We start from the raw sequence: 15559 nt of genomic DNA, 5'->3' as shown, positions 1-15559 counted from the left end.
CTTTTTAATTATTTACAAACTCAAGATATCTTTCAATAAAAGAAACAATTTCTGAAACACTAAAATTTCTCGCAAATCTTGTCAACTCAGTACCATTATCAACAAATAAAACAGTAGGAACCGTTAAAACGAGATTTTGACCTGCAATTTCTGGATTTTTGATAACATCAATTACTTCAAAATCTATATTGTAATCATCTGCAACTTTCTTAATCTTTGGTAACATTGCCTCACAAACAGAACATTTATCATTTTTAAAATATAAAATTTTCATATTGGTCCTTCTTTGTCAGATTTTTTTCCTTAACAATTATACTGTTTTTTGTTTCTTTGTCAATTTTTTGGATGATATAAACATATGTTGAACAAACACATCTGATAACATTTGAGAATATTTTTCTTCTCAATAAATATATCTACGTAGAAAACTATGATAAAATTAAAATAGACATATATAAAGAGGTGATATTGTGATAAGTACATATGCTTCAATAATTATAAGTTTATCTGTGGGAATATTTTTGGGGTATAAGTTTGGATATAGAATAGGGAAAAATGAAAAACAAGCTGAGGAAATATCAACTCAAATTTCCACGATCAATAACCTTACTATTCAAATTGCTGAGTTAAAAGCAAAATATGAAGAAATTGAAAAAACAAGGCTTGAAACTGAAAGACAAAGAGAAAAATTAAACGAAGAAAAAGAAAGAAGATTTAATGAATTTATAGAAAACACTCATAAACTTTTTTCCGAATTAAGTGAAAGAACAATAAAAATTGATGAACAAAAGGACAAAAGAATTGAAGAGCTTGTCATGCAAATGAAAAATTTTTTTGAAGAACAAAAGAAAAATACAGAAAAATTCTTAATTGAACAGGGAAAATCAAGGGAAGAAATTGAAAAAAGAAGGGACGCTCAAATTGAAGATATGAAAAGAATGATCTCTATTTTTGCAAAGACTGTTTCAGGTACAAAAACCCGTGGAATAACAGGTGAAGTATTATTAAAGGACGCCCTAAAAGAATCTATAAAAGTAGGACTAATCAAGACAAACCTCAAAACTGAAAACGGTGAAGTTGAATTTGCATGGGATCTAGGTGATGGCAAATATATTCCAATTGATTCAAAATTACCTGACGTATTTGAAATATTGGAAAAATACAACAAAACTGAAGATATAATTATTAGAGAAAAATTAAAAAAAGAAATAATAAATAAAGTAAAAAAAGAAATCAAAAGAGTGCAAAAGTATCAAAATCTTGCCAATACAACAGATAGTTGCTTGTTAGTACTTCCCGAAGCAATTATTGACATAGCCCCTGAACTTGTTGGGATAGGAAGAGAAAACAATGTATACATTTGTAGTTACAAAGATGTTTTTGTAATTGCACATACATTACAAGACAAATACATTAGGCTAAAGGAAGAAGGAGATATTGGAAAATACAAACAAATGGTTGAAACCTTACTTCAATTACTAGAAAAAATAAACAAAAAAGCCGAAACAATTGATAGAGCTTTAACCACAATAAAAAATGCAAATGAAGAAATTAGAAATAGTACAATTAAAGGTAAAAAAATCTCAACAAGTGAAGAAACAAAAAAATTACAATAAAAAATATCTATAATAGGGGCTGTATGTGTAGGATTTTTCTTTTAGTCCATTTTCAAAAATTATAATCATATCTATATAGATAACAATTGCTTATCATTTGTCAATTTTATCACCCACACTTCCTTTTTATCGACTTATTTAGTTTTCTCAAATGAATAATTTGACAAAAAATTAATTTCTTATAGGTCATATAAAAAAGAAAGAGAAGGAAAAATAAAAAAACTGCATTTATTCTACAACAATCCTACTATGACAGCAAATCTTTTAAATTTTTTTTCTTTTCTGTATGAATAAAAATAGTCATTAAAACTAACTGTATCTACCATTGAAATTTCTATATTTCTTACACCAACTTCTGAAAGTTGATCTTCAACTATCTTCCATAAATTTATGTAAGTTAATTCGTTAGTTCTCCTTATATAACCATCTCCAAATTTTTCATAAAACATTTTCAAAACATCTTCTTTTACTTCGAAACTCTGTGGACCAATCGAAGGACCAAGACTCACAAATATATCCTCTGGAAAACAACCGTATTCACCATTCATTTTTAAAATTAATTGCTTAGAAATTTCAAATAAAGTTCCTTTCCAGCCTGAGTGAGCTACACCAACTACGTTTCTTTTAGAATCATATGCAATAATTGGAATACAATCAGCAAAACGAGTTATCAAAAAAACCCCTTTTTCATTTGTTACTAAACCATCAACTCCCTTTATTACATTCAACTCATCTTTCAAATTTCTTCTTTTTACACATTCAATCCTATTTCCGTGAACTTGCTCAGCAAAAATTACATCCTTTTTCTCAACACCTATAAACCTTAGAAAATATTCAAACTGTTTTAGTGAATTTTCATTTCTTAAAGAAAAATCCAACTCTTCACTACAACCATTTATTCGCACTTTTCTTGTTGTTACAACATGAAAGAGCTTTTTAAATTGATATAACATACTTGATTTACAAAGAAAAAAGCCGTTTATTTCCTTACATATATAATTTCCAAGTTGCAATACACTCCCCCCTTAAAAGATAATTGACAATGAAATAATCAATTGCGAAGAAAAATAAGTACTTAAAATTAACACATTTGATAAAGGTATTTTCTTTATGTATTTATCAACTACAATTAAAAAATCAGAAAAGATAAAAAGCACACCAGCTAAAGGTAGGAAATATCCCATTTTATCTATTGAAGAAAATGTAAAAACAAACATTGTACTTATTGCAAGACCGTATAGAAACATTGGAACTTTTAAATCAACTTGCTTCGATAAAATTATGAAATAAAAAAGTAAGAAAAAGAAATAAATTAAAATAAAAATACTAAATTTTGGTATCCCAAATTTTAATAAAAATCCCAATGAATAAAAAATATGACCAACAAAAAAAGAAAACATTCCATACAAAAACTTCTCATCAAACTCCATAAAATAATCACCTACAACTCCAAAAAAAAGACCCAAAACCAACAACCATTCAACACCAGATGAATTTACCATTGCAATCAAAAGACAAAACAACGTAGTAAACACTTTAAAAAAGACTGCATCCCTATTTTGAGATTTTCTTACCATAGTAAGAATACCAAAAAAAATTACTAGAACGGCAAACAAAAGACTAAAAATCAATCTAGGATTTCCTCTAAACTTTTCCTCTACATAATTTCTATCTCCTAGCAAAGGAGTAGATGAAAAAGAAGCATATTTTACATCATTTAGTGAGATATTTGAAAACATATGATTCCAAGTACTAACGTAAATTATTATTTTTCCATTTTTACTTTCAAAATCCTTTAAAGGTAACTCTGCATAATTATGCAAATTTTCCACTTGAAAATAGCTAGACGAAATACAAAAATCATCTTTAAAAATTATATTAGTACCTTCCACCAAAAAGCTTTCAACATCGTAAATTCTTCCCCATTTAAAAAGTCTAAACACATCATAGACAAAATCAATAAAAAAATTTGGATGATCTTCATCAAAAAACACAACGGTATATTCCACTTTATTGTCTTTTTCAAACTTATAAATCTCATAAATTCCATTTTCTACATCAAAAATTGGAATCTTGAATTCAAATTCTACTCCAAAAAGCATAATAACAGAAAACAAAAAGAAAACAACCAACCTTTTCACAATATCCCCCCTTTATCTCGTTATTTAATTTTAACATATGAAAAGTTAAATTTTGTATAATTAAATTGGAGAAACAAAAGGGGGAATAATATGTACATATACGAATACGATAAAAATATTCCATTCAACCTCAAAGAAGAAAAATTTAACAATTATTCAATCCTATCGTTCGATGTAGTTTATGAACCAGACGTACCTGAAGCAAAAAAAATATTTGTTTATAAATATCTAACTAAAAATCCTTGGGGAAAGATAATAGTTTTACATGGAATAGGCAATAATCATATACCATATTTAATGTGGTATGCGAAACAATTTTCAAAACTTGGTCTTGAATCATATTTCTTAATATTTCCATATCACCTAAACAGAGGAAAAACAAATTGGGAAGGCGGCGAACCCTTTTATCACCACTCACCTGCACATTGTATAGTAAGATTTCATCAAGCAATAAAAGACGTAAGAAGAACAATTGACCTAATTGAAAAAAATAACGATGATATATATATAATGGGTTTTAGTTTTGGAGGCATGATTACAACAATGACAATGGCATTGGATAAAAGAATAAAAGCCGGTATCATTGCTTTTTCAGGTGGAGATTGGAGATGGATTAACTGGTATTCCCCTTATCTTGAAAAAGTAAGAAATGGATATAGAAAATACAGTAATGAGTGGGGATGCGTAGATGAAAAAAAGTGTGTAAAGTTGAGAAGTAATGCAAAAAAGCAGCTAACAAAAATCAATAACATCAATGATATTTTTACTCTCAAACCTACTTGCTTTCACTATGATCCTATTTCATATGCAAAATTTGTAACCCAACCAACTTTACTATTTCAAGGAATCTTCGACAAAATCATTCCAGCAAAAGCAACTAAAAGCTTGTTTGAAAGTCTTCCAAACGCTAAAAAAATTCTTATACCTTCTGGACATAAATCTTCATACATGTTTAGAAGGATTATTACAAAAATGTCTGTAAATTTCCTGAAAAAATCAAAATTTAGTTGAAAAGCTTAGGTAATAGTCTGTTGTAATGAATGGTATATTTATTTTCTCATCCTCATTGGAAACATATGCTAAATTTACCAAATTATATATAATATCAGTGATTGATACCCCCTGAATAAATCTTAAATAGCTGTTTTTGCCATATATAAGAAATCTATAACCTATTTCTATTCCTGAGTAATTATCATAATACCAATTTAACCCAACTTTTACGGTTGAGTATAAAGAATTTGTTCTAAGTTCGTTTATATATTGTTTCCAGTTTTCATCAACAATTTCAGAAGTAATTATATCATAAACCATTCCACCCTCAATTGAAACAAACCATTCTATGTTTTCAGCAAAATACATTCCAGTTCCTATTAATACCCTTGGAATAATTCCAAGCGAAAACGATGTATTATTAAAAACACCGGGGGTCATAACCTCAAAATAAGTTTTAAAGGAAAACTTTCCAACAAAAAAATTGGTAAAGTTGTAATTCTTTGAAAGAAATAGATAAATTTGATCATTTGGGGTAATATTTTGCTGCATATAAACTTTCCCTACAAACAAAGGATCAACAAGAAAATTTTCAAAATTAAATACACTAAACTTTCCTAAATAAAACCTATACTTTAAATTAAAAGCACCAACTATATCTAACAAAGGTTGAGTAGAAATTTCACTACTTTGCCATGCATAACCAATAGACGAGAATTCTACAAAAATTCCTTCATCATGTATATCTTTTATACTTATAACAACTCCAAAACCAATTCCAAAAGTCAATAATAAAATTAAAATAATAAACAATATTTTTTTCATAATACCACCTCCCATAAATTATTATATCATATAAATATGTGCTATAATATACTAAGAAAAAGAAATTAGGGGGAATTTTTGTGGTAGTAAAATCTAGATTTGTCATTATTCCAATGCCTGTTATGCAATTTGTAATGAAAGTTAGACCTGCAAACGCAGGAAGGATCTATCTCTATCTATATTCCATGTCAATTGCAGCGGGAAGGAAAATAACTCCGTGGGTATCATATAGAGAGATAGCAGATTATCTTCAGGTAAAATACGGAACAGTTGAACTTTCCTTTAAAGTTCTCTTGAATTTAAATGCAATAATACCGGTTGCAAGAAAAAACAAAAAAGGTTATGGTCAGAAATACATGGTAAACGTCCCGAAATACGTCGGCGATAAATTTATATTTGTAGACGTCGAAGAATCAGATATCTTCGACGACGTTATTTTAGATAAAGAAAACAAAACGTTTGTTTCTGTAATAAAGAGATTCAAATCAAGAAAAGAAAAGACAAAAAAAGATCAATTAAAACTTTTTGATATTTAACTATTTAAAAAGTCTTTCAACCATAACGCGCTATCTTTAAAATATCTCTTTTGTGTTGAATAATCAACATATATTATCCCAAACCTCTTTGAATAACCCTCAGCCCATTCAAAATTATCCATTAAACTCCATATAAAATACCCTCTTAAGTCTATACCATCATTAATTGCTTTCAAAGCCATTTCAAAGTGTTTCATTAGATAATCAATTCTATATGTATCTTTGACCAATCCTCCTTCCAATTTATCCGGTCCTGCCATACCATTTTCAGTTATATATAATGGTAACCTATACCTAATATAAAGTTTTTTTAGCATATCATATAACCCTGAAGGGTAAACTTCCCATCCCATTTCCGTTTTAGGTAAATTTCCTGGAACTATTTTGTACATAAAAGGCTCATCAGGGTCATAAGTAACCAATTGTCTTGTATAATAATTTACTCCAAAAAAGTCAATAGGAACAGATATTATATCCAAATCATTATCGTAAGTTCTAATGCCAAGTTTTCCAAACACTCCCTTCGCATTTTCTGGATATTTACCAAAAACTACCGGATCATGGAACCAACCATTTATAAATTCATCAACTAACACAGCCATCTGATAATCTTCTTCTACTTCATTTGCAGGCTCTACCTTCATTACAACATTTGTAATTCCAACCTTTCCATCTTTTACTATTTCTCTAAAAACACCTACAGCATATCCATGAGCTCTAAGCAAATTATGAGCAGCCTTTAAAGCTTCATTTATGTCTTTATGACCAGGGGCATGGATTCCCATATAATATCCAAGAAACGCGGAACACCATGGTTCATTTAATGTTATCCAATGTTTTACCCTATCTCCTAATAATTCAAACATCATTGCTGCATAATCTCTAAAATACAATGCTATATCGTCGTTTACCCAACCACCTTTTTCGTACAAATAATAGGGTAAATCCCAATGATACAGAGTAATAAATGGAATAATATTCTTTTCCAATAACTTATCTACAAGTCTGTTATAAAAATCTATTCCCTTTTGATTTTTCTTTCCGTTCTTGTTCAAAACCCTCGGCCAAGAAATGGAAAACCTGTAAGCATCTAATCCCAATTGAGACATTAATTCCACATCTTCTTCAAATCTATAATAATGATCACATGCCACATCACTATTTTCCATATTCTTTACATTCCCTTTTTCATGCGAAAAAATATCCCATATTGATGGTTCCTTTCCATCTTCAAAAGCAGCTCCCTCAATTTGATAAGCGGAAGTTGCCGTTCCAAAAATAAATTCTTTAGGAAAATCACTTCTTTTTATCTTCATCTTCTCACCTCATTTTAGCATTATTTTCATAACAACTGGATTATGATCGGAATATTCAAAACCTAAATCCAAATTTTCCACCTCTAAAATCTCTATATTAGGTGAAACATAAAAACCATCAATAACAGTTACAAAAGTTTCCCCTTTTACATAAGGAGCACTTATCGATCTATTAGTTGGCGCGTTTTTACTTATTCCCCATTTCCAACCATTTAATTTAAATAATTCCGGTAATTTGATATAGGCTTCTGGTTTTTCTTCGGTATATCCAAAAAGTTTTTCGGAATAAAACTCACTATTCCAATCACCACCAATTACTACATAATTCCCTTTTTCATACTCATTTTTCGCTAATTTCATTATGAATTTCAATTGCTTTTCTCTTAATACTCCTCCTTTATCGTAAGCACTTGGATGGATATTTAATAAGACTAATTCTTTATTATTCAAAGTTCTTATTCTTGTTAACAACAAGCACCTGTCTAATTGAAAGAGTTTTGTTGGCCAACTGTACTCTCCAGGAAGAGAATACCTTTTAGCCTCATCTATCTTATACTTTGAAAAAGTAGCAAGACCTGCTTCAACTTTACCCATTGGATTTAGATAAGGTACTGGAACAAATAAAACTTTGTAGTTGTATGCAAAAGCAATATCATAGTCACCAATTTGTTTTAAAAATTCAAGTTGATTTACATAGTGAGTTCTCCAACTTTTAACATCTATTTCTTGAAAAAGATAAATATCTGCTCTCTTTTCCCTTAAGACCTCCAATATACCATTTAAATATTCTCCAACTAATTTACTTGGAACAATTGCATTCTTCCCACCATCAAGAAAAAAATCCATATCCTTTCCCAACCCAGCATAACCGATATTCCAATCAAAAATTGTAAGTGTATTTTTATTCAAAACCCCTGTAGCCTTTTCGCAAATTTTTACATTTTCAACATTTTCGGGCTTGTAATCAAAAATTGCAGCAAACAATATTACTCCGCCTAAGTACGATAGAAAGATTGCAAACAATACCCCAATAAAAATAACAACATTTTTAAATACTTTCATATAATCTCCCCCACTTCTTCTGATACATAATATCTATCTTTCCCATCTTTTTTTGCCTTATATAGTAATTCATCCGCTTTGTTTATAAACTCCGTTATCCTTAGTCCATTCCTATACCTTGCAATTCCACAACTAACAGTTACTATTCTATTATCATTTAACAAACTGGGCCAATTATTTTTTCTGATCTTAGAATAAATTTTAGAAACAATCTCAATTGCACTTTCTGAATCTGTAAACAATATAACAAACTCTTCTCCACCATATCGTGCACATATTCCATTTCCTTTAGTAATAGATCTAATTATATTAGCTATTTCCTTTAAAACATTATCTCCCACCACATGTCCATAAGTATCGTTTATTGATTTGAAATTATCTATATCAAAAATAGCTAATACCGTATCTTCCTCATACTTATCAATGTATTCCTCAATTTTATTCATCAAAACTTTTTTATTGTACAACCCCGTTAAAGAATCATATTGAGAAGCTACAAAATATTCTTTAAAGTTATTTATCGTCGAAAAAACAATCCCCAAACTTTTACCGACAAAATTTATCACTTTATCGAACTCATAGTTTACATTTTCAAATAAGAGCAATGCATGTTCCTTGTTATCGTACTTTACTAAATACTTTTTGAAGTTTTTTAACTTTTTTAAACTATTATCATCGAAATCACCAAAAAAATGCCAGGATTTTGGAATTGTAGGTTTTTCAAAGTACGAAAGTAATAAAGCCTTAGCATGATTACGTGAAACATGGGAGTTAAAACTATAAATCCTTGCTTCGCTCTCACTTAAAACAAGTGCCAAAAATGATTCATAACTAAATAAACTACCAAAAAGACCATTTAATCTTTCCATAAGATATTCTTCATCTCTAATATATTTTAAAAGATTTAAAATCTCTTTTTCGTAAATTTCCTCTTTAAGTCGTTCTTCAATTATTTCATAAGCTTTTTCGCTTGAAATTTCACTTTTTACATAATCTTCTACAGAGAAAAATTTTTTCACTTTTATTTCATTAACAAATTTATCTAATTCATCTTTACTATTAAAAATTGACTTTGAAAAAAAACCATTTGCTCCACTTTTCTTAGCCCAAAAATCATTTATCTTATCATCAGAACTTGTTAAAATAAAAATGCCAACATTCTCAAATGCTTGGTATTTTCTTAACACTATTGAAAGAAAAATACCATTTAAATCTGGCATGTTATAATCTGTAATTACAATGTCTGGTTTAACTTTTGTTGCTATTTTCAACCCATCAATTCCAGATTCCGCTACATAGATTTTAAACGAATCTTTCAACAAATCTGTTATTAAGGAACGCCAAAATTTACTATCATCAACTACAAGTAACTTTTTGCTACTATCCCCATTCATTTTTTCCCCCCAATTTATAGTTCTTTAAGTATTATAACAAATCTTTACAAAAAAATAAAATCCCCCAAACGGGGGACCAAACTAAAAATTCTCATAAAACTAAATATCAAAATAATTATCAAACTCTTTTGGGTGTGGAATAGCTAACATTTCTCTCTCTTCCTTTGTTTTTAATTTAATCCAGTGTTCTATTAATTGTTTTGGAAAGACCTTTAAATATTCATTATCACCTTTCAATGCACTACATGCCTGAGATAAAGTATATGGGAGAGGTTTAATATCTTCATTATATAAATCTCTTTCAAACGGGCCAAATCCCTCTGCAGTCGGATCAAGTTTTTCTCTTATCCCATCAACTCCAGCTAAAATCATTGCCGAAAATGCAAGGTACGGGTTACACGATGCATCAATTGTTCTAAATTCTATTCTCTTTTTACTTTCATCTTTTACATAAGCGGGGATCCTAATGGCTGCAGTTCTGTTTGCAAGTGCAAAAACCGCATTGGTCGGTGCTTCGTAACCTGGAACCAATCTTCTATATGAATTTGTAGTCGGATTTGTAAATGCCATGATTGAAGGAGCATGTTTCAATAGTCCTGCAATATACGATAATGCGTAAGTTGATAATCCGTATAATTTGTCACCTGCAAAGATATTTTCGCCATTTTTTACTAAGAATTGATGAACATGCATACCATTTCCTGCTTCATCATATAAAGGTTTTGGCATAAATGTTACAATTAAACCAAACTTTTTTGCAACTTGCCTTGCTACATGTTTCACTAAGAGTGTATAATCTGCCGCTTTTAAAGCACTTATAAAATTCAATTCAATCTCAACCTGACACGTACCAACTTCATGGTGGTGATACTTTACTGGGACCCCATATTCTAGCAACCTTTTTACAATTTCATTTCTCACTTCCATCAATGTATCAAATGGTGGAATTCTATGATATCCCTTTTTCTTTCCAATAAAATATTCTCCTGTTTCTTCGGCATTCCAAAAACCTTCTTTGCTATCAATTTTCAAACTAATCTCATTGTTACTAATACTATACCTCACATTTTCAAAGACATGGAATTCATATTCTGGTCCCAAAAAAACTTCATCAGCAACATCACCAATTTCATTTAGCGTGGCTTTTAAAATAGACCTTGGATCATGAAAAGAAGCTTTACCTGAATTTACATCATATACATCACAAATCAGACTCAAAACCTTTTCCTCACCTATTTTTTCAAAAAATGCAGTTTGAGGATCGGGAATTAAAACCATATCACTGTTTTCGACACTTGCATAGCCCAAATTTGAGGCATCAAAACCTACACCTTCATAAAATGTTTTTTCAGAAAAATTTGTTCTTGCTAAAGTTACATGTCTCCATTTACCCCAAATATCAACTACTTTTAAATCTATAAAATTAATTTTTTCACGTTCAACAATAGATAATATATCTTTTATTTCCATAACACACCTCCAAATTTTATATATTTAGCATCTATAGTCTAACATGCAAATTTGCAAGCAACAAGGAGTGTAATATTGCTTTATAAGCAATATTACTTAAAATAACTAGAAAATACGTATGTATCTTTTCATATCATTGAAAAATTTGAAGATAGGAAAGATAGGTAGGATATCAGGCTTTAACAAACTCCTTAAATTTATCAATATTATCTTTTTTCCCCATTATCATCAATACATCATTATTATTTATTTCAACATTTCCGCTTGGTCCAAAAATTATATCACCAAAACGATTAATTGCAAGTATTAATACGTTAAACTTCTTTCCAACATCCAAATCCGAAATTTTTTTGTCAACTATACCACTATTTTTATTAACCTTTACTTCCTCAATTCTGTATTGTTCATTTCCAAACGCAAATAAATCCACAAAATTAACACTTTCAGGTCTTGTGATTAACCTTGCCATTCTAGTTCCCGCTATTTCTGCAGCTGCTACTACTGTTGTAGCACCTGCATAAATTAATTTTCTAATCGATGAAACATCGGTAACTTTTGAAATTATAGTTAAATTTGGGTTTAAAGTCCTTGCACTTAAAACAACAAAAACATTAACTGAATCCTCTGGAAGCGTAGTAATAAGAGCTCTCGCTTTCATAATTCCCGAATTTAGTAATATATCTTCTTCTGCTGCATCGCCAATAACATAAGGAACTTCAATATTATACATCTCCAGCAACTTTTTTATATTCTCCTCTTTGTTATCAATTATTAAAAATTTTTCCTTTTCCCTTATCAACTCTGCAATTACATACTGCCCCGTTTTCCCAGCTCCAACAACAATTATATGATTTTCTAATCTTTCAATCATTTTCCTATTTCGCCTCTCTTTCATATAATCACTTAACTTTCCCTCAACAACAATTGCAGTAACACTCGACACACCGTATAAAACCACACTAATTCCCATAAAAATTAAAATAGATGTGAAAATTCTCCCTGTATTACTAAGTGTCTCAGGCATACTATAACCAACAGTTGAAATAGTTATTGCCGTAAAGAAAAAAGCATCAACAAACGAGAGTCCTTCCACATAATGATAGTAAAGGACTCCCGTACTTACTATTGCAATTATTAAAATTGAAAATAAAATTATTTGCTTTATTAGAAGTTTACCTATATTTTCATTCATTGTTTGGTATATACGGTATCACACAAATAAATTCTGCATCAACATCCCCTATATTGACAAATTGATGTTCTTCATTGGGCTTAACAAAAATAAAACTTCCCTCTTCTGCAACTATCTTCTTATCTTTCGATACCGCTTGTATCTTTCCCCTCACAACAAATATCTCATGCTCCCAATCATGGGTATGATATGGTGTGTTAGCACCAGGTTGTAATTTAAACAATCTCATTACAAATCTTTCGGCTCCATCTTTTGAACCAATTAAAATCCTTTTTTCAATTTTTCCTTCATCTATTATTATAGGTTCTACTCTTTCTGGTTTGGAAACTATCATTCTTTCCCCTCCTTTCAATTACCACATATCTATACGGCTCAACTCCTTCGGAATATGAAAAAACATCTGGATATCTTTTTAAAAATTCATGTACTAACCTTCTTTCAAAAGAAAACATGGGATCCAACTCTATCTTTTTTGCACCATTTCTCAACTTTTCAACGGCATTTACAACAATATTTTTTATCAATTCCTTTCTTTTTTCCCTATAGTCTCCCGCGTCTATAATCACAGTAATTTTTATATCAGACAATCTATTTAGAAAAATTGTAGCAATATGCTGCAATGCACCTAAACCTTTTCCGTGTTTTCCAATTATTTTCCCGATACCCTCTCCTTTTATCTTTGCAATAAAAACCCTATTATTCTTTGAAAACACCTCTACACTTATTCCTTCATCAAAACATCTTACCACATTTTCCAAAAACTCTTTCAATTTTCTTTCGTAGTATTCTTTCTTTATCGTAACTTCAACTACCGCATCACGAGACAAAAAACCTAAAAAACCACTTGAACCTTTATCAATAACCAAATAATCATATTCTCCTTTTTTTATATTCATATCTTCCTCAAATATTGTTAAAATTTCTTCCACATTTTTTCCTGTAAGTGTCAGCTTTCTCAAGACCTTCACCCCTTATTTGGCAATCCCCAAAGTTCCCTTTGTGTCAAACCCTTTATTTTATATTTTTTGTAAATATAGTATGTTATACCAACTTGAATCAACGTGTTTGCAGTATAGTACAAGAAAACACCACTTGGCAATCCAATGAATAAAAACGGGAAAATAAAGCTCATGATAATACTCTGCCAAGCTGTTCTTGTATCTTGACTAGTAATCAAGGCAAGATAATACCCTGCTACAATCTGGATTATTAAAAACACCCAATTTGCAGAAAAACCACCTGCGGTTAAATCCCTCCAAATTAAAAACTTTCCGCTAAACGCAAATTCCTCTTGATAATACCTTATTACCTGGTATAAGATTATAAAAATAGGTAACTGTACAAGTGCCATTAAACAACCACTTGCGGGATTAATTTTATTCTCCCTATATGCTTTTAAAAGCTCCTGTTGTTGTTTTTGTGGATCTTTGTATTTTTTCTTTATTTGTTCAACTATTGGTTGTAGCTTTCTCATTTTTATCATTGACTTTGTCTGTGAATGATACAAAGGATAAAGCACAAAACGTATAATAATAGTAAAAACTATTATTGTTAAACCAAAATTCTTTGTAAAATCATTTATCCATCCAAAGAAATAAACCAAAGGATAAAGTATAAAGTCAAACCATCCGCCAACACCTGAAATTGTTTTGAGCATTTCTAAAATCACTTCATAATCATCCGAAAAACCACTTTTTATTAGCGTCTTTTTGTAAGGTCCAATGTATACTAAAAACCTTAAATTAGCACCTTTTACTTTATTTCCCCCTAACGTTTTTCCTGAAAACTTAATTATTGAAAGTATATCCCCTTTCTCGTAAAAAGAAAGAAAAATATTGTTCTTTAATCTATCGTTAACTTCGTAACCAACTCTTGGTAGGGAAACTGTTATTTCATCTGTTGAGTTAATTACAACGTTAAATGTATAATTTGGCCCCTCTTTAAAATTGTATATTTTTTCCATCTTATCGTAATCAAATTTTAAAGTTACTTCTGAATATTTTTCCCCATCCTTCAAACCTTGCCAATTAAACGTTGGAGTTGAATTCACATTTTCTATATCAAAACCATCGTTTGAATATAGAAATAGCCTTGTTCTTCTTTCAATAACTCTATATACTTCCACTAAATTACCATTATAATCAAATTTATACTCCATAAACCTTGTAAAAACGTAAATCCCATCTGTTCTTTCTTCAACGTTTATAGTTCCTGCTATCAAAATAAATGAAAGCAACAAAAAAATGACGGTAATTATTTTTTTCAATCCAACCGCCTCCCTTTTATTATATAAAACTTATCTGGTACCGGGTCTTCACCACCTTCATGAAGTGGATTACACCTTAAAATACGCTTGAAGCCCAGGAAAAGACCTTTAAATACTCCAAATTTCTTTACAGCTTGATAAGTATACTCCGAACATGTCGGAGTATATATGCACGTTGGTGGTTTTAATGGTGAAATAAATTTCTGATAAAATCTAATTAACGCCAATATTATTTTCTTCATCGTCAATCCTCGCAAATAATTTTAGTAACTCTTCCTTGAAATGCTGGTAAGTAATTTTTTCAAAATCCCTCGATAGATGCTTTCTAGCAATTATTAAATAGTCATAGCCTTTTGGAATTACATATTTATTCGTTCTAATAACTTCTCGCATCCATCTCTTTAATCTATTCCGCCTTACAGCTTTTCCAAATTTTTTACGTACTGAAAAACCAAATCGACTATATTCAAATCCATTTTTCAAATATATTATTACAAAATATGGTACTTGTATACTCTTCCCCGTTTCGTATAATCTTTTAAAATCTTTCCTGAGCTTCAAGCGTTCATACTTTTTAAAGAAATTTCCTTTTAAACCGTTAGTCTCCATCTTCCCTTTCTTCTTCTGTTTTTCAAAACTCTCCTTCCGCCTGTTGTCTTCTTTCTAGCTAAAAACCCATGTGTTCTTTTCCTTTTAATTCTTGATGGTTGATATGTCCTTTTCATACACTATCCTCCTTTTCTAAATT

General features: G+C 30.0%; 18 protein-coding genes. 3 read left to right on the top strand and 15 right to left on the bottom strand.

What is annotated here, in order from left to right; genetic code table 11:
* Positions 1–4: 4 nt before the first annotated feature.
* Positions 5–274, bottom strand: coding sequence for a thioredoxin family protein (locus TMEL_RS08455; RefSeq protein ID WP_012057848.1), 270 nt, complete (start codon positions 272–274; stop codon positions 5–7).
* A gap of 196 nt (positions 275–470) precedes the next feature.
* Between TMEL_RS08455 and rmuC the strand changes: the two genes are divergently transcribed.
* A complete protein-coding gene (gene rmuC, locus TMEL_RS08450) occupies positions 471–1616 on the top strand; it encodes a DNA recombination protein RmuC (protein WP_012057847.1) in 1146 nt (381 codons plus the stop codon).
* Positions 1617–1849: 233 nt separating this feature from the next.
* On the opposite strand, the gene pgeF is transcribed toward rmuC, so the two are convergent.
* Together pgeF and TMEL_RS08440 are read right to left on the bottom strand one after the other, a co-directional pair.
* Positions 1850–2629, bottom strand: coding sequence for a peptidoglycan editing factor PgeF (pgeF, locus tag TMEL_RS08445; RefSeq protein WP_012057846.1), 780 nt, complete (start codon positions 2627–2629; stop codon positions 1850–1852).
* Between the two features lie 12 nt (positions 2630–2641).
* Positions 2642–3757 carry a lysoplasmalogenase gene (locus tag TMEL_RS08440; RefSeq protein ID WP_012057845.1) on the bottom strand — a complete coding sequence of 372 codons (1116 nt, stop codon included), beginning with the start codon at positions 3755–3757 and terminating at the stop codon, positions 2642–2644.
* Positions 3758–3847: 90 nt separating this feature from the next.
* Here TMEL_RS08440 and TMEL_RS08435 point away from each other — a divergent pair, with 90 nt between their 5' ends.
* Positions 3848–4768 (top strand): alpha/beta hydrolase, encoded by a 921-nt coding sequence (locus TMEL_RS08435; protein ID WP_012057844.1) that lies wholly within the window; start codon positions 3848–3850, stop codon positions 4766–4768.
* Here the strand turns inward: TMEL_RS08435 and TMEL_RS08430 are convergent.
* The gene (locus TMEL_RS08430) at positions 4754–5575 is read right to left on the bottom strand and encodes a hypothetical protein (protein ID WP_012057843.1); all 822 of its coding nucleotides are present in this window, start codon (positions 5573–5575) and stop codon (positions 4754–4756) included. The two genes, TMEL_RS08435 and TMEL_RS08430, sit on opposite strands and share 15 nt — an antisense overlap.
* A gap of 80 nt (positions 5576–5655) precedes the next feature.
* Here TMEL_RS08430 and TMEL_RS08425 point away from each other — a divergent pair, with 80 nt between their 5' ends.
* The gene (locus TMEL_RS08425; RefSeq protein WP_012057842.1) at positions 5656–6111 is read left to right on the top strand and encodes a hypothetical protein; all 456 of its coding nucleotides are present in this window, start codon (positions 5656–5658) and stop codon (positions 6109–6111) included.
* On the opposite strand, the gene TMEL_RS08420 is transcribed toward TMEL_RS08425, so the two are convergent.
* The 11 genes from TMEL_RS08420 to rpmH all read right to left on the bottom strand — a co-directional run bounded on the left by TMEL_RS08420 (position 6108) and on the right by rpmH (position 15536).
* Positions 6108–7427 (bottom strand): GH1 family beta-glucosidase, encoded by a 1320-nt coding sequence (locus TMEL_RS08420; RefSeq protein WP_012057841.1) that lies wholly within the window; start codon positions 7425–7427, stop codon positions 6108–6110. The two genes, TMEL_RS08425 and TMEL_RS08420, sit on opposite strands and share 4 nt — an antisense overlap.
* Positions 7428–7436: 9 nt before the next feature.
* The gene (locus tag TMEL_RS08415) at positions 7437–8489 is read right to left on the bottom strand and encodes an endonuclease/exonuclease/phosphatase family protein (protein WP_012057840.1); all 1053 of its coding nucleotides are present in this window, start codon (positions 8487–8489) and stop codon (positions 7437–7439) included.
* Entirely contained in the window at positions 8486–9883 is a 1398-nt protein-coding gene (locus TMEL_RS08410) for a GGDEF domain-containing response regulator (RefSeq protein ID WP_012057839.1), read from the bottom strand. The genes TMEL_RS08415 and TMEL_RS08410 overlap by 4 nt, the downstream gene beginning before the upstream one ends.
* A 99-nt stretch (positions 9884–9982) precedes the next feature.
* Positions 9983–11353, bottom strand: coding sequence for a type I glutamate--ammonia ligase (glnA, locus tag TMEL_RS08405; RefSeq protein ID WP_012057838.1), 1371 nt, complete (start codon positions 11351–11353; stop codon positions 9983–9985).
* 172 nt (positions 11354–11525) lie between these two features.
* Positions 11526–12545, bottom strand: a complete 1020-nt coding sequence (locus tag TMEL_RS08400) for a potassium channel family protein (RefSeq protein ID WP_012057837.1) — start codon at positions 12543–12545, stop codon at positions 11526–11528.
* Positions 12538–12879, bottom strand: a complete 342-nt coding sequence (locus tag TMEL_RS08395; RefSeq protein WP_012057836.1) for a cupin domain-containing protein — start codon at positions 12877–12879, stop codon at positions 12538–12540. The genes TMEL_RS08400 and TMEL_RS08395 overlap by 8 nt, the downstream gene beginning before the upstream one ends.
* Positions 12833–13513, bottom strand: a complete 681-nt coding sequence (gene jag / locus TMEL_RS08390; protein WP_231109738.1) for an RNA-binding cell elongation regulator Jag/EloR — start codon at positions 13511–13513, stop codon at positions 12833–12835. Before jag ends, TMEL_RS08395 begins: the two co-directional genes overlap by 47 nt.
* Complete coding sequence (yidC, locus tag TMEL_RS08385) at positions 13510–14811, bottom strand: membrane protein insertase YidC (RefSeq protein WP_012057834.1); 1302 nt, start codon at positions 14809–14811, stop codon at positions 13510–13512. The genes jag and yidC overlap by 4 nt, the downstream gene beginning before the upstream one ends.
* Positions 14808–15053 carry a membrane protein insertion efficiency factor YidD gene (gene yidD / locus TMEL_RS08380; protein ID WP_012057833.1) on the bottom strand — a complete coding sequence of 82 codons (246 nt, stop codon included), beginning with the start codon at positions 15051–15053 and terminating at the stop codon, positions 14808–14810. The genes yidC and yidD overlap by 4 nt, the downstream gene beginning before the upstream one ends.
* Positions 15025–15420 (bottom strand): ribonuclease P protein component, encoded by a 396-nt coding sequence (rnpA, locus tag TMEL_RS08375; RefSeq protein WP_012057832.1) that lies wholly within the window; start codon positions 15418–15420, stop codon positions 15025–15027. Before rnpA ends, yidD begins: the two co-directional genes overlap by 29 nt.
* Positions 15402–15536, bottom strand: coding sequence for a 50S ribosomal protein L34 (gene rpmH, locus TMEL_RS08370; RefSeq protein ID WP_012057831.1), 135 nt, complete (start codon positions 15534–15536; stop codon positions 15402–15404). The genes rnpA and rpmH overlap by 19 nt, the downstream gene beginning before the upstream one ends.
* Between the last annotated feature and the right edge of the window lie 23 nt (positions 15537–15559).

The organism is Thermosipho melanesiensis BI429, assembly GCF_000016905.1.
In the GTDB taxonomy this organism is placed as follows: domain Bacteria; phylum Thermotogota; class Thermotogae; order Thermotogales; family Fervidobacteriaceae; genus Thermosipho; species Thermosipho melanesiensis.
Note: the sequence above shows the minus strand (reverse complement) of the source record. Positions and strands in the feature narration are given on the sequence as shown.

What these genes read in the sequence shown, in the direction of transcription:
- TMEL_RS08455 (WP_012057848.1), bottom strand. Translation starts at nt 274, where the DNA reads ATGAAAATTTTATATTTTAAAAATGATAAATGTTCTGTTTGTGAGGCA.
- TMEL_RS08435 (WP_012057844.1), top strand. Translation starts at nt 3,848, where the DNA reads ATGTACATATACGAATACGATAAAAATATTCCATTCAACCTCAAAGAA.
- TMEL_RS08430 (WP_012057843.1), bottom strand. Translation starts at nt 5,575, where the DNA reads ATGAAAAAAATATTGTTTATTATTTTAATTTTATTATTGACTTTTGGA.
- TMEL_RS08420 (WP_012057841.1), bottom strand. Translation starts at nt 7,427, where the DNA reads ATGAAGATAAAAAGAAGTGATTTTCCTAAAGAATTTATTTTTGGAACG.
- TMEL_RS08415 (WP_012057840.1), bottom strand. Translation starts at nt 8,489, where the DNA reads ATGAAAGTATTTAAAAATGTTGTTATTTTTATTGGGGTATTGTTTGCA.
- TMEL_RS08410 (WP_012057839.1), bottom strand. Translation starts at nt 9,883, where the DNA reads ATGAATGGGGATAGTAGCAAAAAGTTACTTGTAGTTGATGATAGTAAA.
- glnA (WP_012057838.1), bottom strand. Translation starts at nt 11,353, where the DNA reads ATGGAAATAAAAGATATATTATCTATTGTTGAACGTGAAAAAATTAAT.
- TMEL_RS08400 (WP_012057837.1), bottom strand. Translation starts at nt 12,545, where the DNA reads ATGAATGAAAATATAGGTAAACTTCTAATAAAGCAAATAATTTTATTT.
- TMEL_RS08395 (WP_012057836.1), bottom strand. Translation starts at nt 12,879, where the DNA reads ATGATAGTTTCCAAACCAGAAAGAGTAGAACCTATAATAATAGATGAA.
- yidD (WP_012057833.1), bottom strand. Translation starts at nt 15,053, where the DNA reads ATGAAGAAAATAATATTGGCGTTAATTAGATTTTATCAGAAATTTATT.
- rnpA (WP_012057832.1), bottom strand. Translation starts at nt 15,420, where the DNA reads ATGGAGACTAACGGTTTAAAAGGAAATTTCTTTAAAAAGTATGAACGC.
- rpmH (WP_012057831.1), bottom strand. Translation starts at nt 15,536, where the DNA reads ATGAAAAGGACATATCAACCATCAAGAATTAAAAGGAAAAGAACACAT.